Origin of the sequence: Pedobacter ginsengiterrae (assembly GCF_039537385.1) — a bacterium.
GTDB lineage: Bacteria > Bacteroidota > Bacteroidia > Sphingobacteriales > Sphingobacteriaceae > Pedobacter > Pedobacter ginsengiterrae.
The window spans coordinates 270,204-290,342 of the sequence record NZ_BAABAK010000004.1; the positions used below are offsets into that span (position 1 = coordinate 270,204).

The following is a 20,139-nucleotide window of genomic DNA, read 5'->3' on the forward strand; positions in this document are numbered from 1 at the left end:
TGGCTTTTGCTTAACTTGGCCATCAATTTAAAAGGTTTGTATTTAATGGAGTGGAAAAAATTACTTTCAAATAAACGTTTTGGTCAGGAGCAGTATGGTGCAAGTTCGGATAGGGCAAGATCAGATTTTCAACGCGACTACGACAGGTTAATTTTCTCGTCACCTTTTAGAAGACTTCAAAATAAAACACAGGTTTTCCCTTTGCCCGGTAGTGTTTTTGTTCACAACCGATTAACCCATAGCTTAGAAGTTGCCAGTGTTGCACGTTCTATGGCTAATATCTTTTTAAATAAACTGGAAGATAAAAATCCGCAATTAATTAAAGATGTGCCGTTAATTAATGAGGTTGGAAACATTGTTGCAGCGGCAGCATTAGCTCATGATTTAGGTAACCCAGCTTTTGGTCATTCAGGTGAAGCTGCAATATCTCGATATTTTACTGATGGTGACGGTAAAGTTTATCAAAAGGAAATGAATGATGCCCAATGGCACGATTTGATAAATTTTGAGGGAAATGCAAATGCAATTAGAATTTTAACTCATCCACTAAAAGGAAAAGGAAACGATGCTTATGCCTTAACGTATTCCACCTTGGCATCGATAGCCAAATACCCATGTGCATCTATCGCAGGGAAACAAAAGGGGTTATTACATCGTAAAAAATATGGTTTTTTTCAATCAGAAGAGGATAGCTTTAAACGCATAGCTGAAGAATTAGGCTTGGCACAAGAAGAAAACGAATATTTGATTTATAAACGTCATCCATTAGTTTATTTAGTAGAGGCTGCCGATGATATATGTTATAGTATAATCGATTTGGAGGATGCGCATCGTTTAAAAATTCTTTCTTATGAAGAAGTAAAAGGTTATTTATTACCATTTGCTAATTCAAAAACAATAGAGGATAGATTGCTAAATGATTATGAAGATGACGATGCTAAAATAGGCTTACTAAGGGCAAAAGCTATTAATACGTTAACTCAAATCTGTGCCGAAATTTTTTATAGAGAACAAGACACTTTACTTAAGGGAGAATTAAACAGGAGTCTAACAGATTTGATTCCAGAGCCCTACATAACTGCCTGGAAAGCGGTAGAGAAAGTTTCAGTAGAACGGATTTATAATTTCTCATCTGTAATACAAAAAGAGGTTGCTGGTTATAAAATTATGGCTGGTTTGCTCGAAGAATTCGTTCCTGCTTTAATACATAATAATACACATTACTATCAAAAGCTTGTTAAATTAATTCCAAAACAATACCATACTGATAAAACGGATATTTATTCGCGAACTCAAAGCGTATTAGACTTCGTTTCAGGAATGACAGATTTGTACGCGGTAGATTTATACAGGAATATTAAAGGAATTTCTTTTCCATCTGAAACGTAGTTCTTTTTAAGTAAAAAAACACCTGTAAGTTGTATTAATAGGTGTATATCGTTTATTTTAGATTAAAATTCCGCCATTAAAACACCGTTTTGTGTAAAAAACTTATTTCAAATATTTCGTTTTGAGCTTATTTACCCCTTAAAGACGGATTTTCGTGTAAACAGCTAAGTGTAGCTTATACTAATTATTAGATTTGGGAGTTAAGCTGTGAATTCATCCACACGATTTAAGCTAAAGATCATATCCCAATAAATGAAAAGAATGTTACTATTTGCCATGCTATTGTTTAGTATGGCCCTTACTGTGCAAGCTCAAACGCCACAACAGTTTAATTACCAAGGCGCAGCCCGTAATACAAACGGAACCCCGCTAGCCAATAAAAATATAGCTTTAAGAATTAGTATTCTTGATGCTTCTGCAACAGGAACTTCACAATACACCGAAGTTAGAAATGTAATTACGAACCCATTTGGTTTATATAGTGTAGTTATAGGCAGTTCTGGTGCAACTTCAACAACTGGTACAATTGGCGCAGTAACCTGGGGTGTTGGTTTAAAATTTATAAAAGTTGAAATCGATCCTGATAATGGAAATAACTTTACTGTAGCAGGAACAGCTCAATTACTTAGTGTTCCGTATGCACTTTACTCTGCAAACGGACCAACTGGTGCCAAGGGCGATACAGGTGCAACTGGTGCAATCGGCCCTCAAGGTGCTACTGGGCCTGCAGGGCCGACAGGTGCAACAGGATTAACTGGCGCTAAGGGCGATACCGGAACGACTGGTGCAACTGGTCCGCAAGGTGCTACAGGACCAGCTGGACCAATCGGTGCAACGGGATTAACAGGTGCAACAGGCGCAACTGGTTCCCAGGGTGTTGTGGGAGCAACAGGGCCACAGGGTCCGATCGGGCCAACGGGTTTAACAGGTATAATTGGTCCACAAGGAATTGTTGGGCCTGCTGGAGCAGTTGGTTTAAAAGGAGATAAAGGCGATAAGGGAGATACAGGTACTCAAGGGCCAGTAGGGCCATCTACAGGTGTTGCTGGTGGCGATTTAACTGGTAACTACCCTAATCCAACAATTGCTAATTTGCAAGGAAAAACTTTAACTGCAGCAGCGCCTTTAAATAATCAAGTTTTAATGTTTGATGGAACAACATGGAAGCCTGTAACGTTAGATGTATCTAATATTACTGGTGGAAAAGCCTTATCATCAACAGATTTAAATATTGATGCAAATGGAGCATCAGCTTTGCTTAAAGATGTTGTGGTAAATATTAACACTGGAGCTGTTACTACAGTTAAATTGGCTGACGGTGCTGTAACCACAATAAAAATTGCCGATGCTGCTGTTACCTCAACTAAAATTGGTAATAAGGAAGTTAAAACTATAAACGTTGCAGATGCTGCGATTGAGACCTTACAAATTGCCGATGCTTCGGTTTCTGTAGCTAAACTAACCACAACAGGTGTAGCCGATGCTAATAAAGTTTACATTACCAATACCACAACGGGTGTGCCCGAATTGATTAGCAGAGCAGCATTTACAAACTCTACAGGTTGGGCTTTGAGAGGTAATACAAATAGTCAAGATAATACCAATAATTTTTTGGGTAATACTGATGATGTTGCAATCAATTTCTTAATTAATGGACAAAGGTCAGGACGTTTAGGGAATTCTAATGATTTAAACTTGTCATTTGGTTATAAAACATTTATTTCGAATGTATCTGGATTTAATAACAGCGTTTTCGGTAAGGAAGCATTATCATTAAATATTTCTGGATTTGAGAACAGTGCCTTCGGACATATGGTTTTAAATCGAAATTTTAGTGGCTTTAATAATAGTGCTTTCGGCTCGTTATCAATGGCCACTAATACTGTAGGTAATGATAATACAGCTTTTGGTGCGCATACCTTGGCTGCAAATATTACAGGAACAGGAAATACAGGTGTTGGAAGTTATGCTCTAGCTTCAAATACGGGCAATAATAACACAACCTTAGGTTACAATGCAGGTACAGCAAACACATCAGGTGCAGGAAATACTTTTATAGGTAGTAATGCAGGTGCGGCAAATACATCAGGTGCTGGTAATATTTTTATAGGAAATAGCGCAGGTAGTAGCCTAGCTGCTAATGCTAACACATTAATTATTGCAAATACGAATACAACATTACCATTAGTTTCAGGACAAATTGCAACAGCTGGTGGTTACTTAACGTTAAATAATGGTTTAGGTGTTGCAACTTCGGCTCCAGCATCGACAAGTACGTTAAATATTAATGGCTCATTTGCAACAGGTATTTTAAGTTACGCAGCAGGCGGAGGTTTAACACTAAACGAAAGTCATCATACCATTAGAATTATCACCGCTTCTTTATCTGTTACTTTACCAGCTGCTAATACCGTTAAGGGCAGAGTTTATGTTTTAATTAACGGAGCTGGGTTAACGTTTGCAACAACAGTGGTAAATCCTGATGGAACTACAATTACAGCTCCAACACTTAATCAGGTAATTACTATACAGAGTGATGGAACGGATTGGGTAAAAATCTCTCAATAGTTAAAGCTATGAATAAAGTTTATACACTTTTTTGTATGCTAATGGTTTGCTTGAGTCTTCAAGTCAAAGCTCAAAATACTACGTTGCCGAGTACCATCAACACGGCAAGTAGTTATGGTAAAATAAATAATCTGTATTTCGATTTTAGCTTTGGCGAGATGGTGTTAGTACAAACCTTTCAATCCAATACTGTTAGCTTAACACAAGGTTTTCTGCAACCAATTTTATTATCGCAAAATACCGTGGATTTGGTTATTACTAATAATATTATTACACCAAATGGCGATGGAAGGAATGATTTTTTTGTAGTTAAAGGATTGGAAAAGTACCAAAGTAATAAAATAAGCATTTTCGATAGGGCAGGTCGCTTAATTTTTAGTGCTTTTAACTACCAAAACAATTGGGATGGTTATTATAATGGCAATCCTTTGGCAGAAGACACTTACTATTACATTATAGATTTAGGTAATGCTGGTTTAGCCAAGGGTTTCATTTCTATATTATATAAAAAATAACAGCTTTGAAAAAGATAAAAATATACATAATCGGGCTGTTGTTGTGGTTTGTAGCACCCGCTGCTTACAGTCAGCTTAATCCAATGGGTAGCATTTACTACCAAAATCAGTTTCTGGCAAACCCAGCATTAGCTGGTATTGATACAATGGTTAATTTAAATGGTGCATTTAAAACGCAGTGGATGAGTATTAACGGCGCACCTAAAATTCAATATGTAACCGCCGATTTATCGCTTAAAAACAGAAAAGTGGGTTTGGGCTTCCTTTTTTATAATGAAAGTGCTGGGGTAATAAATCGAACGCGTGCAACATTAAGTTATGCCTATCACCTAAAATTAAATAAAGATTCGAGCTTTGTCGATTTTGGCTTATCAGCAGGATTAATGAACGAATGGATTGATTTGGGTAAAGCAATAGGTGATTTGGGTGATGAGGTTGTTGGTAGCTTTAACGATAGAAGACTTTACTTAGATGGAGATTTTGGCGTGGCTTTTAGAAGCAAAAAAATAACTGTACAAGCATCTTTACCAAATTTAAAACGCTTTTTAAAAAGAGATGTTGTAAGAAACGTAGTCGATCGCTCGCTTTATTTTGCTGCTGCGAGTTATAAAATTAAAATTAAGGGCGGTGCATTAAATTTGGTTGAACCAAAAGTTGTTTATCGTGGTGTAGAAAACTATAAAGGCATTTTAGATGCAGGTGCAAATCTTTTATTTTTGCAAGATAAATTATCTTTAACTGGTATTTATCACAGCACGAATAACGTAACTTTTGGTGCTGGTGTAAACTATAAAAATAAATTATCTATTTTATTGCAATACACCACTAATACTTCAGCAATGCAAAATTATAGTAATGGTGAGTTCGAATTGGGCTTGCGATACAGATTTAAAAAATTATAATATTACAACTGTCTCAAAATAATAAACCCCATGGATATTTTTTATCCATGGGGTTTATTATTTTCTATTTAGTGATTAACGTCTTCCAGTTTCATCCCATTTATTTCTTTCGTCTTGTAATTCTCTCGCCAGTTTCATTTCTTTATCTTTTGCTTTTACTTTATGCGCCTGAAACTCATCAGCTACTTCCTGATAAAGCTGCGTACGATAAGTAGCCTCTTTTCTAAATTTGCCTGTTTGTAAAATCACAATTGCCAATCCTGCAGCCAAAACAATAATAATTGCCCATACAATCGTGTTGTATGTACCTTTATTAAAAGATATTCCAAGAAAACTAATCTCGTTTACCGATGCGGTTGCACTTGCTAATGAATTTTCTTTTCCAGTTACTTCGCCCTTCAAACCAGCAATATTATCCGCTTGAGTTTTAATTTGCTGTTTGGCAACTATCAATTCCTTACGCTCTTTTCTCAAAGTATCGTTTACACTTTTCCAAACGGCTGATAATCTTGATGGGTTAATTAATCTAGCTCCATACAAGCTTTTCGATTTTTTTAACATGAACTGGTACTGACCATTCAATGATGGATCAGTGTTTTTTGAAGTGTCTTGCTGTGCATGAGCAAATGCGACGTTTAAAAGTAATAACGCCCCTAAACAATAGATGATGTGTTTAAATTTCTGCATAGTTTAAATGTAAATGTTAAAATGTAAAACTACATTTTTATACAATTTATTATAAATTAATTTCGGATAGATTACATTTGTTTCATGCAAATAGGAATTATTGGTTTGGGCGATATGGGTAAATTGTACGCTCATTCATTTGTAAAGGCAGGTTATAGGGTTTGTGGATCGGATATGCCTTTGCGTTTTAATGATTTAAAAAAAGAACTTGAACCAGCAGGAATAGAAGTGCTTAACGATGGGCATGAGGTATCAAGAAAATCAGATTTTATAATCTATTGCGTTGAGGCAGAAAAGATTGATGAGGTAGTTGCTGCTTTTGCGCTCTCAACAAAGTACGGTGCAATTGTTGCTGGACAAACCTCTGTAAAACACCCCGAAATTGCTGCTTTTGAGAAACATCTTCCTAAAGAAACTCAAATTGTTACCTGTCATTCTTTACACGGCCCCGCATTTAATCCCGAAGGACAAACTTTGGTTGTGGTTAGGCATCGTGCAAGTGATGAAGTTTATCAGCAAGCGCTAGAGGTATATAAATCACTTAAATCGAATATTATTGAGTTAGATGATTACAAAGAACACGATCGAATTGTAGCCGATACACAAGCGGTTACACACATGGGTTTTGAGAGCATGGGGTCGGCCTGGAAAAATGCTGGATTTTTTCCTTGGGATAACCCTGCCTATGCAGGTGGAATTGATAATGTCAAAATCCTAACTACACTCCGGATTTTTAGCTACAAATCGCACATTTATGCAGGCCTGGCAATTTTAAATCCTTATGCTCAAAAACAGGTTAAATATTATGCGCAAGCAGAATCTGAACTTTTTAAGTTAATGATTTGTGAAAATGAAGCTGAATTTAGAGCAAAAATTTACGCTGCCCGCGATTTTGTATTTCACGAAAGTCGTAAACTACTGCTATTGGATGATAACATTATGAAGGAATTTAGCTTATCTGATGCCGAGCATAAACAAAAACCTAACTCGCACTTAAGCTTATTGAGTATGGTTTATGCCTGGTACAAAATGGGTGTAAATCCTTACGATAACCTAATTTGCCAAACGCCACCATTTAAACTTCGTTTGGGCATTGCCGAATATCTATTTAAAAATGAAGCGATGCTAGAAGAATCTATTTATACGGCTTTGTACGATAAATCTATCCGCGGCGATGATTTGGAATTTCATACAGCTGTACACGAATGGGCATCGATAATTGGATACGGAGATTTGAAAGGTTATAAAGAACATTTCGAAGCTGCAAAATCTTTCTTCGCTAACCGATTAAACGATGGAAGGGATTTAAGTGCTGAGATGATTAAAAGGTTAGGGAAATAACTTTGGTATGAAGGTTAAATTACAGAAACCAGAACTCATCATTTTACTGAAAGAGAAATTATCAGAATTGGAGAAGCTTTGTTCTGTATTTGATTCTGGTAATGCGGATGTGATTACCAATATGGCCGAAGTTATTAGTCGTATATTCCAAAATACAGAAACATCTAAATCCTTATTAAATCAACTTAAGCTTAGCCATGTATCTATTTATTGTGGTGCTGAATTCTACAATCCAAAAAGTTTAATTAATTACCTTGGCCTTTTAAATTTAAAACGCAAAGCTGAATTTGGATGGAATTATTACCCAAAACTGAATCTGGAAGATTTGAAATTAGTTTCTTCCGAAAACTGGTGGCAAAATAAAAAGGTTATTATTGATTCGCTTGGTGTTTCGTATTCTAGAGCTAAAATTATAAAATCAATTTCCGCAGATGATGGTGAATTGGATCAGTTAGATACTTCTGGTTGGACCATAAAAGATGGTAAGGGAATTAAAATAAATCCAATAGCTGCAACAGTTAGGCAAATCGCCTTTGAGTTGTTAACATCGTTTAAAACAATTGATCTCGAAAAAGAAAGTAAACTACATTATAAATTATAGAATGAGTGAGTTTTGATTAAGTACTTTGCACTTGGTATTCATTGATTAAAAACCCATTTGATCAAAATAAATTCCAATTTTCCATCGCACATCTTACATCATCCATATAACATATAGACTTTATTTTATTACTTAAAACCTTCTTTTAGCCTAAAACATTCACTTATATTTGCCCGCATGTCGGTATTATTATTTACCATAATTGTCTTAGTGGGCGCTTTTTTAGCGGGTTTATTGGGCTCTTTAACAGGTTTGGGAGGTGGTGTAATCATCATTCCTTTATTAACTTTGGCTTTAGGTGTAGATATTCATTATGCAATTGGAGCGTCTATTGTCTCTGTAATTGCTACATCATCAGGTTCGGCCGCGGCTTATGTAAAAGAGGGGATTACCAATATTCGAATCGGAATGTTTTTAGAGATTGCAACAACCGTAGGTGCAATTTGTGGAGCCATCATAGCCGTTTATCTTAATGCAAATTACATTGCGATCATATTTGGTTGTATTCTTATATTTTCGGCCATAATGACTTTAAAGAAAAAGGTTGATCATTCAACTTTAGACGATTCTGACAGATGGGCTAAATTTTTTAAACTTAATGGTTCTTATCCTGATAAGGGAATGGAACATAAGTATGCAGTTAAACATGTTCCAGGTGGTTTTTTAATGATGCTTTTTGCTGGAACTTTATCAGGTTTACTGGGCATTGGAAGCGGTGCTTTAAAAGTAATCGCTATGGATAACATCATGCGTTTGCCATTCAAAGTTTCTACAACAACCAGTAATTTTATGATGGGCGTTACTGCTGCTGCAAGTGCGGTAGTTTATTTGCATCGTGGCCAAATCGACCCAGGTATTGCAATGCCAGTTTGTATTGGAGTTTTAACTGGTGCAAGTATTGGTTCGAAAGTATTGTTAAAAACCAATACAGGTAAATTAAAAATTGTATTCGCTGTTGTGGTTACATTTTTAGCCTTGCAGATGATTTATAAAGGAATAAGCGGATTATAATGAGTACAGCAAAAAAGGAAAATTTAAACGACAGAGATATTCAGGTGATTTTGGGTACGCTTTTACGAGCTGGCGTTATCATTTCAATGAGTATAGTATTAGTTGGTGGTTTTATTTTTCTTATTCATAACAAAGGCGTAATTACAGATTATAAGGTTTTTAAGCCAGAGTTATCAAAATTCTCTTCTATAGCTTCTATTTTTAAAGGTATTTTAACTTTTCAAGGCGATGCAATTGTACAGTTTGGAGTTCTTATGCTCATCTTTACACCCATTGCCCGCATTGTTTTTGCCATTTTTAGCTTTTTAATCGAACGCGATTACCTTTATGTATTGATTGGTTTAATCATATTAACCATCATAACCATCAGTTTAAATGGTGGTTTAGCACATTAAGCTATCTTTTTAGGTAAATCCCATCATATCAGCAATTTATTTGAAAAAATATTTCGCTAACTATTTGAAAATTAATAATTCTTGTCTATCTTTGCCGTCCCTTTCGGGGGATGTACAACCACCTTGAACGAAGCCCTACTGCTTCGATGGGTGTTAAATTAAAAGATAAAATGTCAGGAATTATTGGAAAAAAAGTAGGAATGACCAGTATCTTCGATGCAGATGGAAAAAACATTCCATGTACTGTAATCGAGGCTGGGCCTTGTGTAGTTACACAAGTGAAGACCGAAGAAAAAGACGGGTATTCATCTATTCAGTTAGGATATGATGAGAAAAAAGAGAAAAACACAACTCAACCGTTAAAAGGCCATTTCGCGAAAGCAAACACAACTCCGAAACGCAAACTTGTTGAATTCGATTCGTTTACAACTTCACTTAACTTAGGTGATGTAGTAACTGTTGATGCATTCGCAGAAGGCGATTTTGTTGATGTTGTAGGTACCTCAAAAGGTAAAGGTTTTCAAGGTGTTGTAAAACGCCACGGATTTGCCGGTGTTGGTATGCAGACTCACGGTCAGCATAACCGTTTACGTGCCCCAGGTTCATTGGGAGCATCGTCATTCCCTTCACGTGTATTCAAAGGAATGCGCATGGCTGGAAGAACAGGTGGAGACAGAGTAAAAGTTCAAAACTTGCAAGTTTTGAAAGTTTATGCTGAGCAAAACCTATTAGTAGTTAGTGGTTCCATTCCAGGAGCTAAAGGTTCTTACGTAATCTTAGACAAGTAATCAGATGGAAGTTAAAGTATTAAACATTTCAGGTAAAGAAACAGGTGCCAAGGTGCAACTTCCTGAATCGGTATTCGGTATCGAGCCTAACGACCACGCGATTTATTTAGATGTTAAACAGTATTTGGCTAACCAACGTCAAGGTACTCACAAATCTAAACAACGTAACGAGATTGCTGGTTCAACCCGCAAACTATACAAACAAAAAGGTACAGGTGGTGCAAGAGCAGGTAGCATTAAATCTCCGTTATTTAACGGTGGTGGTCGTGTTTTCGGTCCTCAACCGCGTGATTACAGTTTTAAATTGAACAAGAAATTAAAATCATTAGCACGTAAATCTGCTTTAGCTTATAAAGCAAAAGATAACAACGTGGTAGTTTTAGAAGATTTCAACTTCGATACAATTAAAACTAAAAACTATACAAGTTTATTAGCTGCATTAAATGTAGGTACTCAAAAAACTTTGTTGGTTTTACCTTCACAAAATAATAATATCTATTTATCAAGCAGAAACGTAGAGAAAACTAAAGTAATTACTGCGGCAGATTTAAATACTTATGATGTATTAAACGCTGGTGTACTTGTGTTAACTGCAGATTCTGTTAAAACTTTGGAGGAGGCATTTGCCAAATAATATGGAAATTTTAAAAAAACCAATATTAACCGAAAAAGCTTCAGCTTTAACTGAAAAATTAAACGTTTTTACATTTAGTGTTAACCACAAAGCAAATAAATTACAGATTAAGTCTGCAATTGAAAAACTTTATGGTGTTACAATCACTTCAATCAACACTATGGTTGTAGATGGTAAAGCTAAATCTCGTTACACAAAAGCAGGTTTTGTTTCTGGCCGTAGCCCGAAATACAAAAAAGCAATTGTAACGTTAAAAGACGGTGAGACAATAGATTATTACGCAAATCTTTAATTTAATTATTAATTATAACTATGGGCTTAAGAAAATTTAAACCAGTTACTCCGGGAACCCGCTTTAGAGTAGGTGCCAGCTTTACGGAGATTACAGCAACCAAGCCCGAAAAATCATTGGTTGTATCATCAAAAAAGTCTGGTGGACGTAACAACACAGGTAAAATGACTATGCGCTACATGGGTGGTGGTCATAAAAAATCATATCGTTTAATCGACTTCAAACGCGATAAATTTGATATTCCTGCAACAGTAGCTACTGTTGAATACGATCCTAACCGTACTGCCCGCATCGCATTATTAAACTATGCAGATGGCGAGAAGCGTTACATTATTGCTCCTGAAGGATTGCAAGTTGGTTCGGTATTATTATCGGGCGATACTGCAGCACCAGAAGTAGGTAACACTTTAAAATTATCGAACATTCCATTAGGTTCTATCGTTCACAACGTAGAAATCCATCCTGGAAAAGGAGCACAGTTAGCTCGTAGTGCAGGTGCTTACGCACAATTAGCTGCCCGCGATGGTAAATATGCTACTTTAAAAATGCCTTCAGGCGAAACCCGTTTAATCTTGACTACTTGTCTTGCTACTATCGGTGCTGTATCTAACTCAGATCACGCAAACGAAGTATTAGGTAAAGCAGGTCGTAAACGTTGGTTGGGCCGTCGTCCGAGAACTAGACCGGTAGCGATGAACCCTGTCGATCACCCAATGGGTGGTGGTGAAGGTCGATCATCAGGTGGTCACCCACGTTCAAGAAATGGCGTTTTAGCTAAAGGCTACAAAACCAGAGAACTTAAGAAATATTCTAATCGTTACATCATAGAGAGAAGGAAGAAATAATGGCTCGTTCGATAAAAAAAGGACCTTATATTGACCATAACGTAGAGAAAAAAGTAAACTCTATGAATGATTCAGGCAAAAAGTCTGTAATCAAAACTTGGTCTCGTAGATCAATGATTTCACCAGATTTCGTTAATCATACATTTGCAGTACACAATGGTAACAAGTTTATCCCTGTGTACGTAACAGAAAACATGGTTGGTCACAAGTTGGGAGAATTTGCTCCAACCAGAACATTCAGAGGACACGCTGAAAAGAAAAAATAATTAGACAATGGAAGCAATAGCAAAATTAAACAATTGTCCAACCTCACCGCGTAAGATGCGTTTGGTTGTAGATCTTATCAGAGGTGAACGTGTAGAGAAAGCATTAAGCATTTTAAAGTTTACCAACAAAGAAGCAGCAATAAGAGTTGAGAAATTATTATTATCTGCGATTAAAAACTGGGAATCTAAAAATGAAGGTGCTCGCCCTGAAGAAAACCAACTTTTTGTAAAAACAGTTATGGTTGATGGTGGTCGTCAGTTAAAACGCTTACGTCCAGCTCCTCAAGGCCGTGGATATAGAATTCGTAAACGTTCTAACCACGTAACGCTGATTGTAGATAGTAAAAACACAGAAACAACTCAAAACTAATTAGGAAATGGGACAAAAAGCAAATCCAATAGGTGCCAGGTTAGGAATTATCAAAGGATGGGATTCTAACTGGTTCGGTGGCAACAACTACTCCGATAAATTAGTTGAAGATGAGAAAATAAGAAAATACCTTTCTGCTCGTATTGCTAAAGGTGGTGTTGCAAAAGTAGTTATCGAGCGTACGTTAAAACGTATCACTGTAACTATACACACAGCTCGCCCAGGTATTGTAATCGGTAAAGCAGGTGCTGAGGTTGATAAAATTAAAGAAGAGTTAAAGAAATTGACTAAAAAGGAAATTCAAATTAACATTTTCGAGATTAAACGCCCAGAGCTTGATGCACAATTAGTTGCAGAAGGTGTTGCAAAACAATTAGAAGCAAGGATCTCATTCCGTAGAGCAATGAAATCTTCTATCGCATCAACAATGCGTATGGGTGCTGAAGGTATTAAAATCATGACTTCTGGTCGTTTAGGTGGTGCTGAAATGGCACGTACTGAACAATACAAAGAAGGAAGAGTGCCTTTGCATACATTCCGTGCTGATATCGATTACGCTTTAGCTGAAGCTTTAACTACTTACGGTAAAATAGGTGTTAAAGTTTGGATCTGTAAAGGTGAAGTTTATGGAAAACGTGATTTGTCTCCAAACATTGGTGCAGCAAATAACGGTCCTAAAGGCCAATCAGAGAAACCAGCTTTCGGTGGAAGAGATAACAGAGGTGGAGGAAGAGATAACCGTGGCGGTGGTAACGACAGACGTGGTGGAAACCAAGGTGGTGGTCGTGGTCCAGGCCAAGGTGGTGCAAACAGAGGTGGTGGCGCAGGCGCTAACAGAGGTCCTCGTAAATAATTGATTTATTAACATCGTTTAACGATTAGAACAAAATAAAATGTTACAGCCAAAAAGAACGAAGTTCAGGAAGATGCAAAAAGGCAGAATGAAGGGTTTAGCTTCTCGTGGAGCTGAATTAGCATTCGGATCTTTCGGTATCAAATCTTTAGAAGCAACTTGGATTACAAGTCGCCAGATAGAGGCTGCCCGTATTGCCGTAACTCGTTTCATGAAACGTGAAGGCCAAGTATGGATCAGGATTTTCCCGGATAAACCGGTAACTAAAAAACCTGCCGAAGTACGTATGGGTAAAGGTAAGGGTGCTCCTGAATACTGGGTTGCAGTAGTAAGACCAGGACGTGTAATTTTCGAAGCTGAAGGTGTGCCTTTAGAAGTTGCTAAAGAAGCATTACGTTTAGCTGCTCAGAAATTACCAATCCAAACAAAATTTGTAGTACGTAGAGATTACGTAGAAGCATAGTAAAGTTGTTGAGATGAATGTTGTAAATACTTGTTTATTATAACCGCTACACTCAACCGTAAAGAAAAATAAAAATGAAAAATTCAGAAATCACAGGGCTTTCAAAAGAAGAATTAGTAGCTAAGATTGCGGAAGAAAAAGAGAACTTATCAAAATTAAAGTTCGCTCACACTATTTCAGCTATCGAAAATCCTTCACGCATTGCAAAAGTAAGGAAAGACATAGCCCGTTTAAACACTGAACTGACTAAAGTGAAAAACGCTGAGTCAGCTACTGAAACTAATTAATTTGAGAGTCGAAATGGAAAGACAATTAAGAAAAACAAGAACCGGGTTGGTGGTAAGCAACAAGATGGATAAATCTGTTGTAGTGAGCGTGGAACGTAAAGTAAAACACCCGATTTATGGTAAGTTCGTAAAGAAAACTACCAAATTTATGGCTCACGACGAGAAAAACGAATGTGGTATCGGTGATACTGTATTAATTATGGAAACTCGTCCTTTGAGTAAGAACAAGAACTGGAGATTGGTACAAATTTTAGAAAGAGCTAAATAAGATGGTACAACAGGAATCGAGATTAAACGTTGCTGATAACAGCGGCGCTAAAGAAGTATTAGTAATTCGCGTGCTAGGTGGAACCGGCAAACGTTATGCTTCAATTGGTGATAAAGTGGTTGTTACTGTAAAAAGCGCTTTACCGTCAGGTAACATTAAAAAAGGTACAGTTTCTAAAGCAGTTGTTGTAAGAACTAAAAAAGAAATCCGTCGTAAAGATGGTTCTTATATCCGTTTTGACGATAATGCAGCTGTATTATTGAACGCACAGGATGAGCCAAGAGGTACACGTATCTTTGGCCCGGTTGCGAGAGAACTACGTGAAAAACAATTCATGAAAATTGTATCATTAGCACCGGAGGTATTGTAAAATGGGAAAGAAATTAATTATTGCACCATCAAAACTGAAAATCCGCACTGGAGATTTAGTTAAAATCATTGCTGGCGATTCAAAAGGTCAACAAGGAAAAGTACTTTCAGTACTTACAGATAAAAACAGAGCCATTGTAGAAGGCGTTAACTTAGTATCTAAACATACTAAACCAAATGCTGCAAACCCTAACGGTGGTATTATTAAAAAAGAAGCTGCTCTTCACATTTCTAACTTGATGTTGGTTGATCCAAAATCTGGTAAAGCTACCCGCGTAGGTCGTAAACTTAACGCAGATGGTAAATTGGTTAGAGTTGCTAAAATATCAGGAGAGGAGATTAAATAATGGCTACTACACCAAGATTAAAAAGCAAGTACAAAGAAGAAGTTGTAAGTGCGTTAAAAGAAAAATTTCAGTACAAAACTGTAATGCAGGTTCCTAAATTGGAAAAAATCTGTATCAATCAGGGTGTTGGTCGTTTTTCTGTAACAGATAAAAAGATTATGGATACCACAATCGTTGAATTGACTACTATTACTGGTCAACAAGCGGTTCCGGCTAACTCTAAGAAAGATATCTCTAACTTTAAATTACGTAAAGGTATGCCAGTAGGTGTACGCGTTACTTTACGTGATAACAATATGTATGAGTTCTTAGATCGTTTGATCTCTGTAGCTTTACCACGTATTCGTGATTTTAAAGGTATTAACGATAAAGGGTTTGACGGTAAAGGTAACTATACGTTAGGTGTTACTGAGCAAATCATTTTCCCAGAGATTAATATCGATAAAATCAATAAAATTTTAGGGATGGATATAACTTTCGTAACTTCGGCAAAATCTGACGTTGAGGCTCTTGAGTTATTGAAACAATTCGGATTACCATTTAAAAATCAAAAAACAGCAGAATAATGGCAAAAGAAGGTGTAAAAGCACGCGAAGTTAAGCGCCAAAAATTGGTAGCTAGATACGCTGAAAAACGTGCAGTTTTAAAAGCTGCAGGAGATTTCGAGGGTTTAGATAAATTACCTAAAAACTCATCTCCAGTACGTTTACACAACCGTTGTAAATTAACTGGTCGTCCACGTGGTTATATGCGTACCTTTGGTATTTCAAGGGTTACGTTCCGCCAAATGGCGCTAGACGGTAAAATACCAGGTGTTAAAAAAGCATCTTGGTAATATAGCTTAAAGCTGATAGTTCAAAGTCTAAAGTGATATTAGTATCGCTTTAGTCTTTGTGCTTTAGCCTTTTTGCTTAAATAAAGAATTTTAACCGGTAGCAGGTCCCACAGCTGGGTAGCAGAAGGAAACCACTATCAAAAACAATAAAAAATGAATACAGATCCAATAGCAGATTATTTAACAAGAGTAAGGAATGCCATTAAGGCCAACCACCGTGTTGTAGAAATTCCTGCATCAAACCTTAAAAAAGAAATCACTAAAGTTCTTTTTGACAAAGGTTACATCGCGAACTACAAGTTTGAAGATACTACAGTTCAAGGCACAATCAAAATTGCTTTGAAATACAATCCAATTACTAAAGTTCCTGCTATTCGTACTTTGATGCGAATTAGTAAACCAGGTTTGAGAAACTATGCTGGTGTTGAAAATATGCCAAGAGTATTAAACGGTTTAGGTATCGCAATCTTATCTACTTCTAAAGGTGTAATGACTGATAAAGAAGCAGCCAAATTAAACATTGGTGGTGAGGTATTGTGTCACGTTTATTAATTATTAGGAGAACAGCACAATGTCAAGAATAGGAAAAGCCCCAATTACAATCCCTTCAGGTGTTACAGTTACCGTATCTAAAGATAACGTAGTAAGTGTAAAAGGCCCTAAAGGTGAATTAACACAAGCAGTAGATACAGATATCACTGTAAGTCAAGAAGACGGAATTTTAAATGTAAGCCGTCCTTCAGAACAAAAGAAACACAAAGCATTACATGGTTTATACCGTTCATTGCTTAACAATATGGTTATTGGTGTTACAGAAGGCTACAAATTAACTCAAGAATTAGTAGGTGTTGGTTACCGTGCTACAAATGCAGGTAATACATTAGATCTAGTTTTAGGTTATTCTCACCATTACGTATTTCAATTACCAGAAGAGATTAAAGTAACCACTACATCAGAAAAAGGTCAAACTCCTAAAATCATTTTAGAAAGTATTGATAAACAACTTATCGGTCAGGTAGCTGCGAAAATTCGTTCGTTACGTGCTCCAGAGCCTTATAAAGGTAAAGGTATTAAGTTTGTAGGTGAAGTGTTAAGAAGAAAAGCAGGTAAATCAGCATCTAAAAAATAGTAATCATGGCAGGTAAAAAATTATCAAGAAGAGATCGTATTAAAAAAGGGATCAGAAAGAGACTTACTGGTTCTGAGGAACGTCCAAGGTTATCTGTATTTAGAAGCAATAAAGGGATTTATGCTCAGGTAATTAACGACATCACAGGTACAACAATAGCTTCAGCATCATCTTTATCAAAAGATTTTTCTGGAACAGGTAACAAAAGTGACCAATCTGTAGCTGTAGGTAAATTAGTAGCAGAAAAAGCAATTGCTGCTGGTGTTAAAGAAGTTGTTTTCGATAGAAATGGCTATTTATACCACGGTCGTATTAAATCGTTGGCAGAGGGTGCCCGCGAAGCTGGTCTAGTATTTTAATCTGAAAAGAAAAGTAAGATGTCAACTATCAATATAAAAAGAGTAAAAACCACCGATATCGAATTAAAGGATCGTTTGGTTAGTATACAACGTGTTGCCAAAGTAACCAAAGGTGGTCGTACTTTCAGCTTCTCAGCAATTGTTGTTGTTGGAGATGAAAACGGTGTTGTTGGTTTCGGTTTAGGTAAAGCGAAAGAAGTAACTGAAGCAATTGCTAAGGGTGTGGATGATGCTAAAAAGAACTTAGTTAAAGTTCCAATTTTAAACGGTACTGTTCCTCACGAGCAAATCGGTAAATTCTCTGGTGGCTTTGTATTAATCAAACCAGCAGCAGTAGGTACAGGTGTAATCGCAGGTGGTGCAATGCGTGCTGTATTAGAGAGTGCTGGTGTTCATAACGTATTAGCAAAATCTAAAGGTTCATCAAATCCTCACAACGTGGTAAAAGCAACTGTTGATGCATTAACAAAAATGCGTGATGCTTATACAGTAGCTCAAACTCGTGGTATCGATTTAAATAAAGTTTTTAACGGATAATATCATGGCTAAGATCAAAATAACACAAGTAAAAAGCGTTATCGACAGAAGCGAGCGCCAAAAAAGAACCGTTCAGGCTTTAGGTTTATCAAAAATGAACCAAAGTGTTGAAGTAGAAGCTACACCGCAAATTATCGGTATGGTTCGCAAAGTGAATCACTTAGTAGCTATCGAAGCAATTTAATAAAGTTTGAAGCTAGTATAGGTAAAGGCCTGTACTAGCTTTATATATGTTTAATCGTTGTACCTGTTTAGTGAAAGCGAAGGGCAACACAAATTCAAAAAAATGAATTTAAATACTTTAAAACCTGCAAAAGGTTCTACAAAAAACAGTAAGAGAATTGGTCGTGGTACAGGTTCAGGCCGTGGTGGTACTTCAACTCGTGGTCACAAAGGTGCTGGTTCTCGTTCTGGTCACAAAACTAAAATCGGTTTTGAAGGTGGTCAAATGCCTTTACAACGTCGTGTGCCTAAAGTTGGTTTCAAACCAATTAACCGTACAGAATATGTTGGTGTAAACTTAGATGTATTACAAACTTTAGCTGAAAAATTCAGCTTAACAACTATCGATTTCGCTGCTTTACAAGCGCATGGTTTAGCTTCAAAAAATGACTTAGTTAAAATTTTAGGTCGTGGTGAAGTAAAAGCAAAATTAGAGATTACAGCACATGCGTTTTCTGCAACCGCACAAAAAGCTATTGAAGCAGCAGGTGGTTCAATTGTAAAATTGTAATTATTAAATGAAGAAGCTATTTACTACTTTAAGTAATATCTGGAAAATTCAAGAATTAAAAGAGCGTATATTATTTACGGTCATGATTCTTTTGGTATACCGTTTTGTATCTCACGTGGTTTTACCAGGTGTGGATCCTAATGTTTTAGGCGCAAACGAGAAATCAGGTATCTTAGGCTTACTGGATATGTTTGCCGGAGGTTCTTTCTCTCGTGTGTCTATTTTAGCTTTAGGGGTAATGCCTTATATCTCTGCATCCATCGTGGTGCAACTATTAGGTATTGCTGTTCCTTCTTTCCAAAAAATGCAGAAAGAAGGCGAAAGTGGTAGAAAAAAAATGAACCAGATTACCCGCTATTTAACCGTAGCAATCACAATTGTTCAATCAGTAGGTTATGTTAAAACACAAGTTCCTGCTGAAGCTATTTTATTACCAAACACTTTATTTTTAGTTCTTTCTACATTTGTTTTAACTGCAGGTACATTATTTGTGATGTGGTTAGGTGAGAAAATTACGGATAAAGGTATTGGAAATGGTACATCATTAATTATTATGGTGGGTATCATTGCTCGTTTACCTCAGGCAATTAGCCAGGAGTTTTCGGATAAAGTAGGTGCAGCAAGTACTGGTGGTGGTCCGGTTGCTTTAGTATTAGAGGTTGTTGCCTTATTTGCGATTGTAATGTTTACTATCTTAATTGTACAAGGCGTTCGTAAGGTGCCTGTACAGTATGCAAAAAAGATAGTTGGCAATCGTCAGTTTGGTGGTGTACGTCAATACATTCCTTTAAAGGTTAATGCAGCAGGTGTAATGCCAATTATTTTTGCGCAAGCATTAATGTTTATTCCAGGTGCTTTAATTCAATTTGTTCCTTCTTTACAGGGTTCATGGTTAATCCAATTCAGCAACACAACATCGTTAGCTTACAGTTTAACTTTCGCGTTTTTAATTATTGCCTTTACGTTCTTCTACACAGCCATTACGGTTAATCCAACTCAAATGAGTGATGATATGAAGAAAAATGGTGGTTTTATTCCAGGTGTTAAACCTGGTTTTGCAACGTCAACTTTTATTGATGATGTAATTTCTAAAATCACTTTCCCAGGAGCAGTATTTTTAGCGATTATAGCTGTATTGCCTTCGGTAGCTGTGAAGTTCGGTATTAAACAAGAATTTGCTCACTTCTTTGGTGGTACATCGCTATTGATTTTAGTGGGTGTTGTTTTAGATACATTACAACAAATTGAAAGTTATCTTTTAATGCGTCATTATGACGGTTTAATGAAAACGGGACGTGTTACGGGCAGAACAGGAGTTCCTGCTGCTAGTAGCAACGCTGCGTTGTAGTTATAAA

Annotated in this window: 30 protein-coding genes; 29 read left to right on the forward strand and 1 reads right to left on the reverse strand. The window is 36.6% G+C overall.

What is annotated here, in order from left to right:
- Positions 1 to 45: 45 nt before the first annotated feature.
- The 4 genes from ABD692_RS05880 (at position 46) to ABD692_RS05895 (ending at position 5,374) form a co-directional block, all read left to right on the forward strand.
- Complete coding sequence (locus ABD692_RS05880) at positions 46 to 1,389, forward strand: deoxyguanosinetriphosphate triphosphohydrolase (RefSeq protein ID WP_316764612.1); 1,344 nt, start codon at positions 46 to 48, stop codon at positions 1,387 to 1,389.
- A 252-nt stretch (positions 1,390 to 1,641) separates the two neighbouring features.
- Positions 1,642 to 3,957, forward strand: coding sequence for a hypothetical protein (locus ABD692_RS05885; protein ID WP_344765796.1), 2,316 nt, complete (start codon positions 1,642 to 1,644; stop codon positions 3,955 to 3,957).
- An 8-nt stretch (positions 3,958 to 3,965) separates the two neighbouring features.
- A complete protein-coding gene (locus tag ABD692_RS05890; RefSeq protein ID WP_344765798.1) occupies positions 3,966 to 4,472 on the forward strand; it encodes a T9SS type B sorting domain-containing protein in 507 nt (168 codons plus the stop codon).
- A 5-nt stretch (positions 4,473 to 4,477) separates the two neighbouring features.
- Positions 4,478 to 5,374: a PorP/SprF family type IX secretion system membrane protein gene (locus ABD692_RS05895; RefSeq protein WP_344765800.1), complete on the forward strand. Its 897-nt coding sequence runs from the start codon at positions 4,478 to 4,480 to the stop codon at positions 5,372 to 5,374.
- A 75-nt stretch (positions 5,375 to 5,449) separates the two neighbouring features.
- On the opposite strand, the gene ABD692_RS05900 is transcribed toward ABD692_RS05895, so the two are convergent.
- Positions 5,450 to 6,061: a hypothetical protein gene (locus tag ABD692_RS05900; RefSeq protein WP_344765802.1), complete on the reverse strand. Its 612-nt coding sequence runs from the start codon at positions 6,059 to 6,061 to the stop codon at positions 5,450 to 5,452.
- An 84-nt stretch (positions 6,062 to 6,145) separates the two neighbouring features.
- Here ABD692_RS05900 and ABD692_RS05905 point away from each other — a divergent pair, with 84 nt between their 5' ends.
- The 25 genes from ABD692_RS05905 to secY all read left to right on the forward strand — a co-directional run bounded on the left by ABD692_RS05905 (position 6,146) and on the right by secY (position 20,132).
- Complete coding sequence (locus ABD692_RS05905; RefSeq protein ID WP_344765804.1) at positions 6,146 to 7,402, forward strand: NAD(P)-binding domain-containing protein; 1,257 nt, start codon at positions 6,146 to 6,148, stop codon at positions 7,400 to 7,402.
- A gap of 7 nt (positions 7,403 to 7,409) precedes the next feature.
- On the forward strand, positions 7,410 to 8,003 hold the full coding sequence (locus ABD692_RS05910) for a hypothetical protein (protein WP_344765806.1): 594 nt from the start codon (positions 7,410 to 7,412) through the stop codon (positions 8,001 to 8,003).
- A gap of 177 nt (positions 8,004 to 8,180) precedes the next feature.
- Positions 8,181 to 9,014, forward strand: a complete 834-nt coding sequence (locus ABD692_RS05915; RefSeq protein ID WP_344765808.1) for a sulfite exporter TauE/SafE family protein — start codon at positions 8,181 to 8,183, stop codon at positions 9,012 to 9,014.
- Positions 9,014 to 9,409: a DUF1634 domain-containing protein gene (locus tag ABD692_RS05920; RefSeq protein WP_344765810.1), complete on the forward strand. Its 396-nt coding sequence runs from the start codon at positions 9,014 to 9,016 to the stop codon at positions 9,407 to 9,409. The genes ABD692_RS05915 and ABD692_RS05920 overlap by 1 nt, the downstream gene beginning before the upstream one ends.
- A 170-nt stretch (positions 9,410 to 9,579) precedes the next feature.
- Positions 9,580 to 10,197: a 50S ribosomal protein L3 gene (gene rplC, locus ABD692_RS05925; RefSeq protein WP_344765812.1), complete on the forward strand. Its 618-nt coding sequence runs from the start codon at positions 9,580 to 9,582 to the stop codon at positions 10,195 to 10,197.
- 4 nt (positions 10,198 to 10,201) lie between these two features.
- Positions 10,202 to 10,831 (forward strand): 50S ribosomal protein L4, encoded by a 630-nt coding sequence (rplD, locus tag ABD692_RS05930; RefSeq protein ID WP_231459157.1) that lies wholly within the window; start codon positions 10,202 to 10,204, stop codon positions 10,829 to 10,831.
- A 1-nt stretch (position 10,832) separates the two neighbouring features.
- Positions 10,833 to 11,123 carry a 50S ribosomal protein L23 gene (rplW, locus tag ABD692_RS05935; protein WP_056097517.1) on the forward strand — a complete coding sequence of 97 codons (291 nt, stop codon included), beginning with the start codon at positions 10,833 to 10,835 and terminating at the stop codon, positions 11,121 to 11,123.
- Positions 11,124 to 11,143: 20 nt separating this feature from the next.
- A complete protein-coding gene (rplB, locus tag ABD692_RS05940) occupies positions 11,144 to 11,968 on the forward strand; it encodes a 50S ribosomal protein L2 (protein ID WP_316764578.1) in 825 nt (274 codons plus the stop codon).
- Positions 11,968 to 12,234, forward strand: coding sequence for a 30S ribosomal protein S19 (gene rpsS / locus ABD692_RS05945; protein ID WP_010599906.1), 267 nt, complete (start codon positions 11,968 to 11,970; stop codon positions 12,232 to 12,234). The genes rplB and rpsS overlap by 1 nt, the downstream gene beginning before the upstream one ends.
- 7 nt (positions 12,235 to 12,241) lie before the next feature.
- Positions 12,242 to 12,604: a 50S ribosomal protein L22 gene (rplV, locus tag ABD692_RS05950; protein WP_090501102.1), complete on the forward strand. Its 363-nt coding sequence runs from the start codon at positions 12,242 to 12,244 to the stop codon at positions 12,602 to 12,604.
- 7 nt (positions 12,605 to 12,611) lie between these two features.
- Positions 12,612 to 13,457 carry a 30S ribosomal protein S3 gene (rpsC, locus tag ABD692_RS05955; protein ID WP_316764571.1) on the forward strand — a complete coding sequence of 282 codons (846 nt, stop codon included), beginning with the start codon at positions 12,612 to 12,614 and terminating at the stop codon, positions 13,455 to 13,457.
- 40 nt (positions 13,458 to 13,497) lie between these two features.
- Entirely contained in the window at positions 13,498 to 13,920 is a 423-nt protein-coding gene (gene rplP, locus ABD692_RS05960; RefSeq protein WP_010599903.1) for a 50S ribosomal protein L16, read from the forward strand.
- 74 nt (positions 13,921 to 13,994) lie between these two features.
- Positions 13,995 to 14,207, forward strand: a complete 213-nt coding sequence (rpmC, locus tag ABD692_RS05965; RefSeq protein WP_056097521.1) for a 50S ribosomal protein L29 — start codon at positions 13,995 to 13,997, stop codon at positions 14,205 to 14,207.
- 13 nt (positions 14,208 to 14,220) lie between these two features.
- Complete coding sequence (rpsQ, locus tag ABD692_RS05970) at positions 14,221 to 14,475, forward strand: 30S ribosomal protein S17 (protein ID WP_010599901.1); 255 nt, start codon at positions 14,221 to 14,223, stop codon at positions 14,473 to 14,475.
- 1 nt (position 14,476) lies between these two features.
- Complete coding sequence (gene rplN, locus ABD692_RS05975) at positions 14,477 to 14,845, forward strand: 50S ribosomal protein L14 (RefSeq protein ID WP_010599900.1); 369 nt, start codon at positions 14,477 to 14,479, stop codon at positions 14,843 to 14,845.
- Position 14,846: 1 nt separating this feature from the next.
- On the forward strand, positions 14,847 to 15,191 hold the full coding sequence (gene rplX, locus ABD692_RS05980) for a 50S ribosomal protein L24 (protein ID WP_316764566.1): 345 nt from the start codon (positions 14,847 to 14,849) through the stop codon (positions 15,189 to 15,191).
- Complete coding sequence (gene rplE, locus ABD692_RS05985; RefSeq protein ID WP_316764562.1) at positions 15,191 to 15,757, forward strand: 50S ribosomal protein L5; 567 nt, start codon at positions 15,191 to 15,193, stop codon at positions 15,755 to 15,757. Before rplX ends, rplE begins: the two co-directional genes overlap by 1 nt.
- Positions 15,757 to 16,026: a 30S ribosomal protein S14 gene (gene rpsN / locus ABD692_RS05990; protein WP_025145214.1), complete on the forward strand. Its 270-nt coding sequence runs from the start codon at positions 15,757 to 15,759 to the stop codon at positions 16,024 to 16,026. Before rplE ends, rpsN begins: the two co-directional genes overlap by 1 nt.
- A gap of 153 nt (positions 16,027 to 16,179) precedes the next feature.
- Entirely contained in the window at positions 16,180 to 16,578 is a 399-nt protein-coding gene (rpsH, locus tag ABD692_RS05995; protein ID WP_056869756.1) for a 30S ribosomal protein S8, read from the forward strand.
- A gap of 19 nt (positions 16,579 to 16,597) precedes the next feature.
- Positions 16,598 to 17,155 carry a 50S ribosomal protein L6 gene (rplF, locus tag ABD692_RS06000; RefSeq protein ID WP_316764557.1) on the forward strand — a complete coding sequence of 186 codons (558 nt, stop codon included), beginning with the start codon at positions 16,598 to 16,600 and terminating at the stop codon, positions 17,153 to 17,155.
- A gap of 5 nt (positions 17,156 to 17,160) precedes the next feature.
- Positions 17,161 to 17,514, forward strand: coding sequence for a 50S ribosomal protein L18 (rplR, locus tag ABD692_RS06005; RefSeq protein WP_316764554.1), 354 nt, complete (start codon positions 17,161 to 17,163; stop codon positions 17,512 to 17,514).
- Positions 17,515 to 17,532: 18 nt separating this feature from the next.
- A complete protein-coding gene (gene rpsE, locus ABD692_RS06010; RefSeq protein ID WP_010599893.1) occupies positions 17,533 to 18,051 on the forward strand; it encodes a 30S ribosomal protein S5 in 519 nt (172 codons plus the stop codon).
- Positions 18,052 to 18,055: 4 nt separating this feature from the next.
- Positions 18,056 to 18,235: a 50S ribosomal protein L30 gene (rpmD, locus tag ABD692_RS06015; protein WP_010599892.1), complete on the forward strand. Its 180-nt coding sequence runs from the start codon at positions 18,056 to 18,058 to the stop codon at positions 18,233 to 18,235.
- Between the two features lie 102 nt (positions 18,236 to 18,337).
- Complete coding sequence (gene rplO, locus ABD692_RS06020) at positions 18,338 to 18,784, forward strand: 50S ribosomal protein L15 (protein WP_316764550.1); 447 nt, start codon at positions 18,338 to 18,340, stop codon at positions 18,782 to 18,784.
- Between the two features lie 7 nt (positions 18,785 to 18,791).
- Positions 18,792 to 20,132, forward strand: coding sequence for a preprotein translocase subunit SecY (gene secY, locus ABD692_RS06025; RefSeq protein ID WP_316764547.1), 1,341 nt, complete (start codon positions 18,792 to 18,794; stop codon positions 20,130 to 20,132).
- The last annotated feature ends 7 nt before the right edge of the window (positions 20,133 to 20,139 follow it).

What these genes read in the sequence shown, in the direction of transcription:
- ABD692_RS05880 (WP_316764612.1), top strand. Translation starts at nt 46, where the DNA reads ATGGAGTGGAAAAAATTACTTTCAAATAAACGTTTTGGTCAGGAGCAG.
- ABD692_RS05885 (WP_344765796.1), top strand. Translation starts at nt 1,642, where the DNA reads ATGAAAAGAATGTTACTATTTGCCATGCTATTGTTTAGTATGGCCCTT.
- ABD692_RS05890 (WP_344765798.1), top strand. Translation starts at nt 3,966, where the DNA reads ATGAATAAAGTTTATACACTTTTTTGTATGCTAATGGTTTGCTTGAGT.
- ABD692_RS05900 (WP_344765802.1), bottom strand. Translation starts at nt 6,061, where the DNA reads ATGCAGAAATTTAAACACATCATCTATTGTTTAGGGGCGTTATTACTT.
- ABD692_RS05905 (WP_344765804.1), top strand. Translation starts at nt 6,146, where the DNA reads ATGCAAATAGGAATTATTGGTTTGGGCGATATGGGTAAATTGTACGCT.
- ABD692_RS05910 (WP_344765806.1), top strand. Translation starts at nt 7,410, where the DNA reads ATGAAGGTTAAATTACAGAAACCAGAACTCATCATTTTACTGAAAGAG.
- ABD692_RS05915 (WP_344765808.1), top strand. Translation starts at nt 8,181, where the DNA reads ATGTCGGTATTATTATTTACCATAATTGTCTTAGTGGGCGCTTTTTTA.
- ABD692_RS05920 (WP_344765810.1), top strand. Translation starts at nt 9,014, where the DNA reads ATGAGTACAGCAAAAAAGGAAAATTTAAACGACAGAGATATTCAGGTG.
- rplC (WP_344765812.1), top strand. Translation starts at nt 9,580, where the DNA reads ATGTCAGGAATTATTGGAAAAAAAGTAGGAATGACCAGTATCTTCGAT.
- rplD (WP_231459157.1), top strand. Translation starts at nt 10,202, where the DNA reads ATGGAAGTTAAAGTATTAAACATTTCAGGTAAAGAAACAGGTGCCAAG.
- rplW (WP_056097517.1), top strand. Translation starts at nt 10,833, where the DNA reads ATGGAAATTTTAAAAAAACCAATATTAACCGAAAAAGCTTCAGCTTTA.
- rplB (WP_316764578.1), top strand. Translation starts at nt 11,144, where the DNA reads ATGGGCTTAAGAAAATTTAAACCAGTTACTCCGGGAACCCGCTTTAGA.
- rpsS (WP_010599906.1), top strand. Translation starts at nt 11,968, where the DNA reads ATGGCTCGTTCGATAAAAAAAGGACCTTATATTGACCATAACGTAGAG.
- rplV (WP_090501102.1), top strand. Translation starts at nt 12,242, where the DNA reads ATGGAAGCAATAGCAAAATTAAACAATTGTCCAACCTCACCGCGTAAG.
- rpsC (WP_316764571.1), top strand. Translation starts at nt 12,612, where the DNA reads ATGGGACAAAAAGCAAATCCAATAGGTGCCAGGTTAGGAATTATCAAA.
- rplP (WP_010599903.1), top strand. Translation starts at nt 13,498, where the DNA reads ATGTTACAGCCAAAAAGAACGAAGTTCAGGAAGATGCAAAAAGGCAGA.
- rpmC (WP_056097521.1), top strand. Translation starts at nt 13,995, where the DNA reads ATGAAAAATTCAGAAATCACAGGGCTTTCAAAAGAAGAATTAGTAGCT.
- rpsQ (WP_010599901.1), top strand. Translation starts at nt 14,221, where the DNA reads ATGGAAAGACAATTAAGAAAAACAAGAACCGGGTTGGTGGTAAGCAAC.
- rplN (WP_010599900.1), top strand. Translation starts at nt 14,477, where the DNA reads ATGGTACAACAGGAATCGAGATTAAACGTTGCTGATAACAGCGGCGCT.
- rplX (WP_316764566.1), top strand. Translation starts at nt 14,847, where the DNA reads ATGGGAAAGAAATTAATTATTGCACCATCAAAACTGAAAATCCGCACT.
- rplE (WP_316764562.1), top strand. Translation starts at nt 15,191, where the DNA reads ATGGCTACTACACCAAGATTAAAAAGCAAGTACAAAGAAGAAGTTGTA.
- rpsN (WP_025145214.1), top strand. Translation starts at nt 15,757, where the DNA reads ATGGCAAAAGAAGGTGTAAAAGCACGCGAAGTTAAGCGCCAAAAATTG.
- rpsH (WP_056869756.1), top strand. Translation starts at nt 16,180, where the DNA reads ATGAATACAGATCCAATAGCAGATTATTTAACAAGAGTAAGGAATGCC.
- rplF (WP_316764557.1), top strand. Translation starts at nt 16,598, where the DNA reads ATGTCAAGAATAGGAAAAGCCCCAATTACAATCCCTTCAGGTGTTACA.
- rplR (WP_316764554.1), top strand. Translation starts at nt 17,161, where the DNA reads ATGGCAGGTAAAAAATTATCAAGAAGAGATCGTATTAAAAAAGGGATC.
- rpsE (WP_010599893.1), top strand. Translation starts at nt 17,533, where the DNA reads ATGTCAACTATCAATATAAAAAGAGTAAAAACCACCGATATCGAATTA.
- rpmD (WP_010599892.1), top strand. Translation starts at nt 18,056, where the DNA reads ATGGCTAAGATCAAAATAACACAAGTAAAAAGCGTTATCGACAGAAGC.
- rplO (WP_316764550.1), top strand. Translation starts at nt 18,338, where the DNA reads ATGAATTTAAATACTTTAAAACCTGCAAAAGGTTCTACAAAAAACAGT.
- secY (WP_316764547.1), top strand. Translation starts at nt 18,792, where the DNA reads ATGAAGAAGCTATTTACTACTTTAAGTAATATCTGGAAAATTCAAGAA.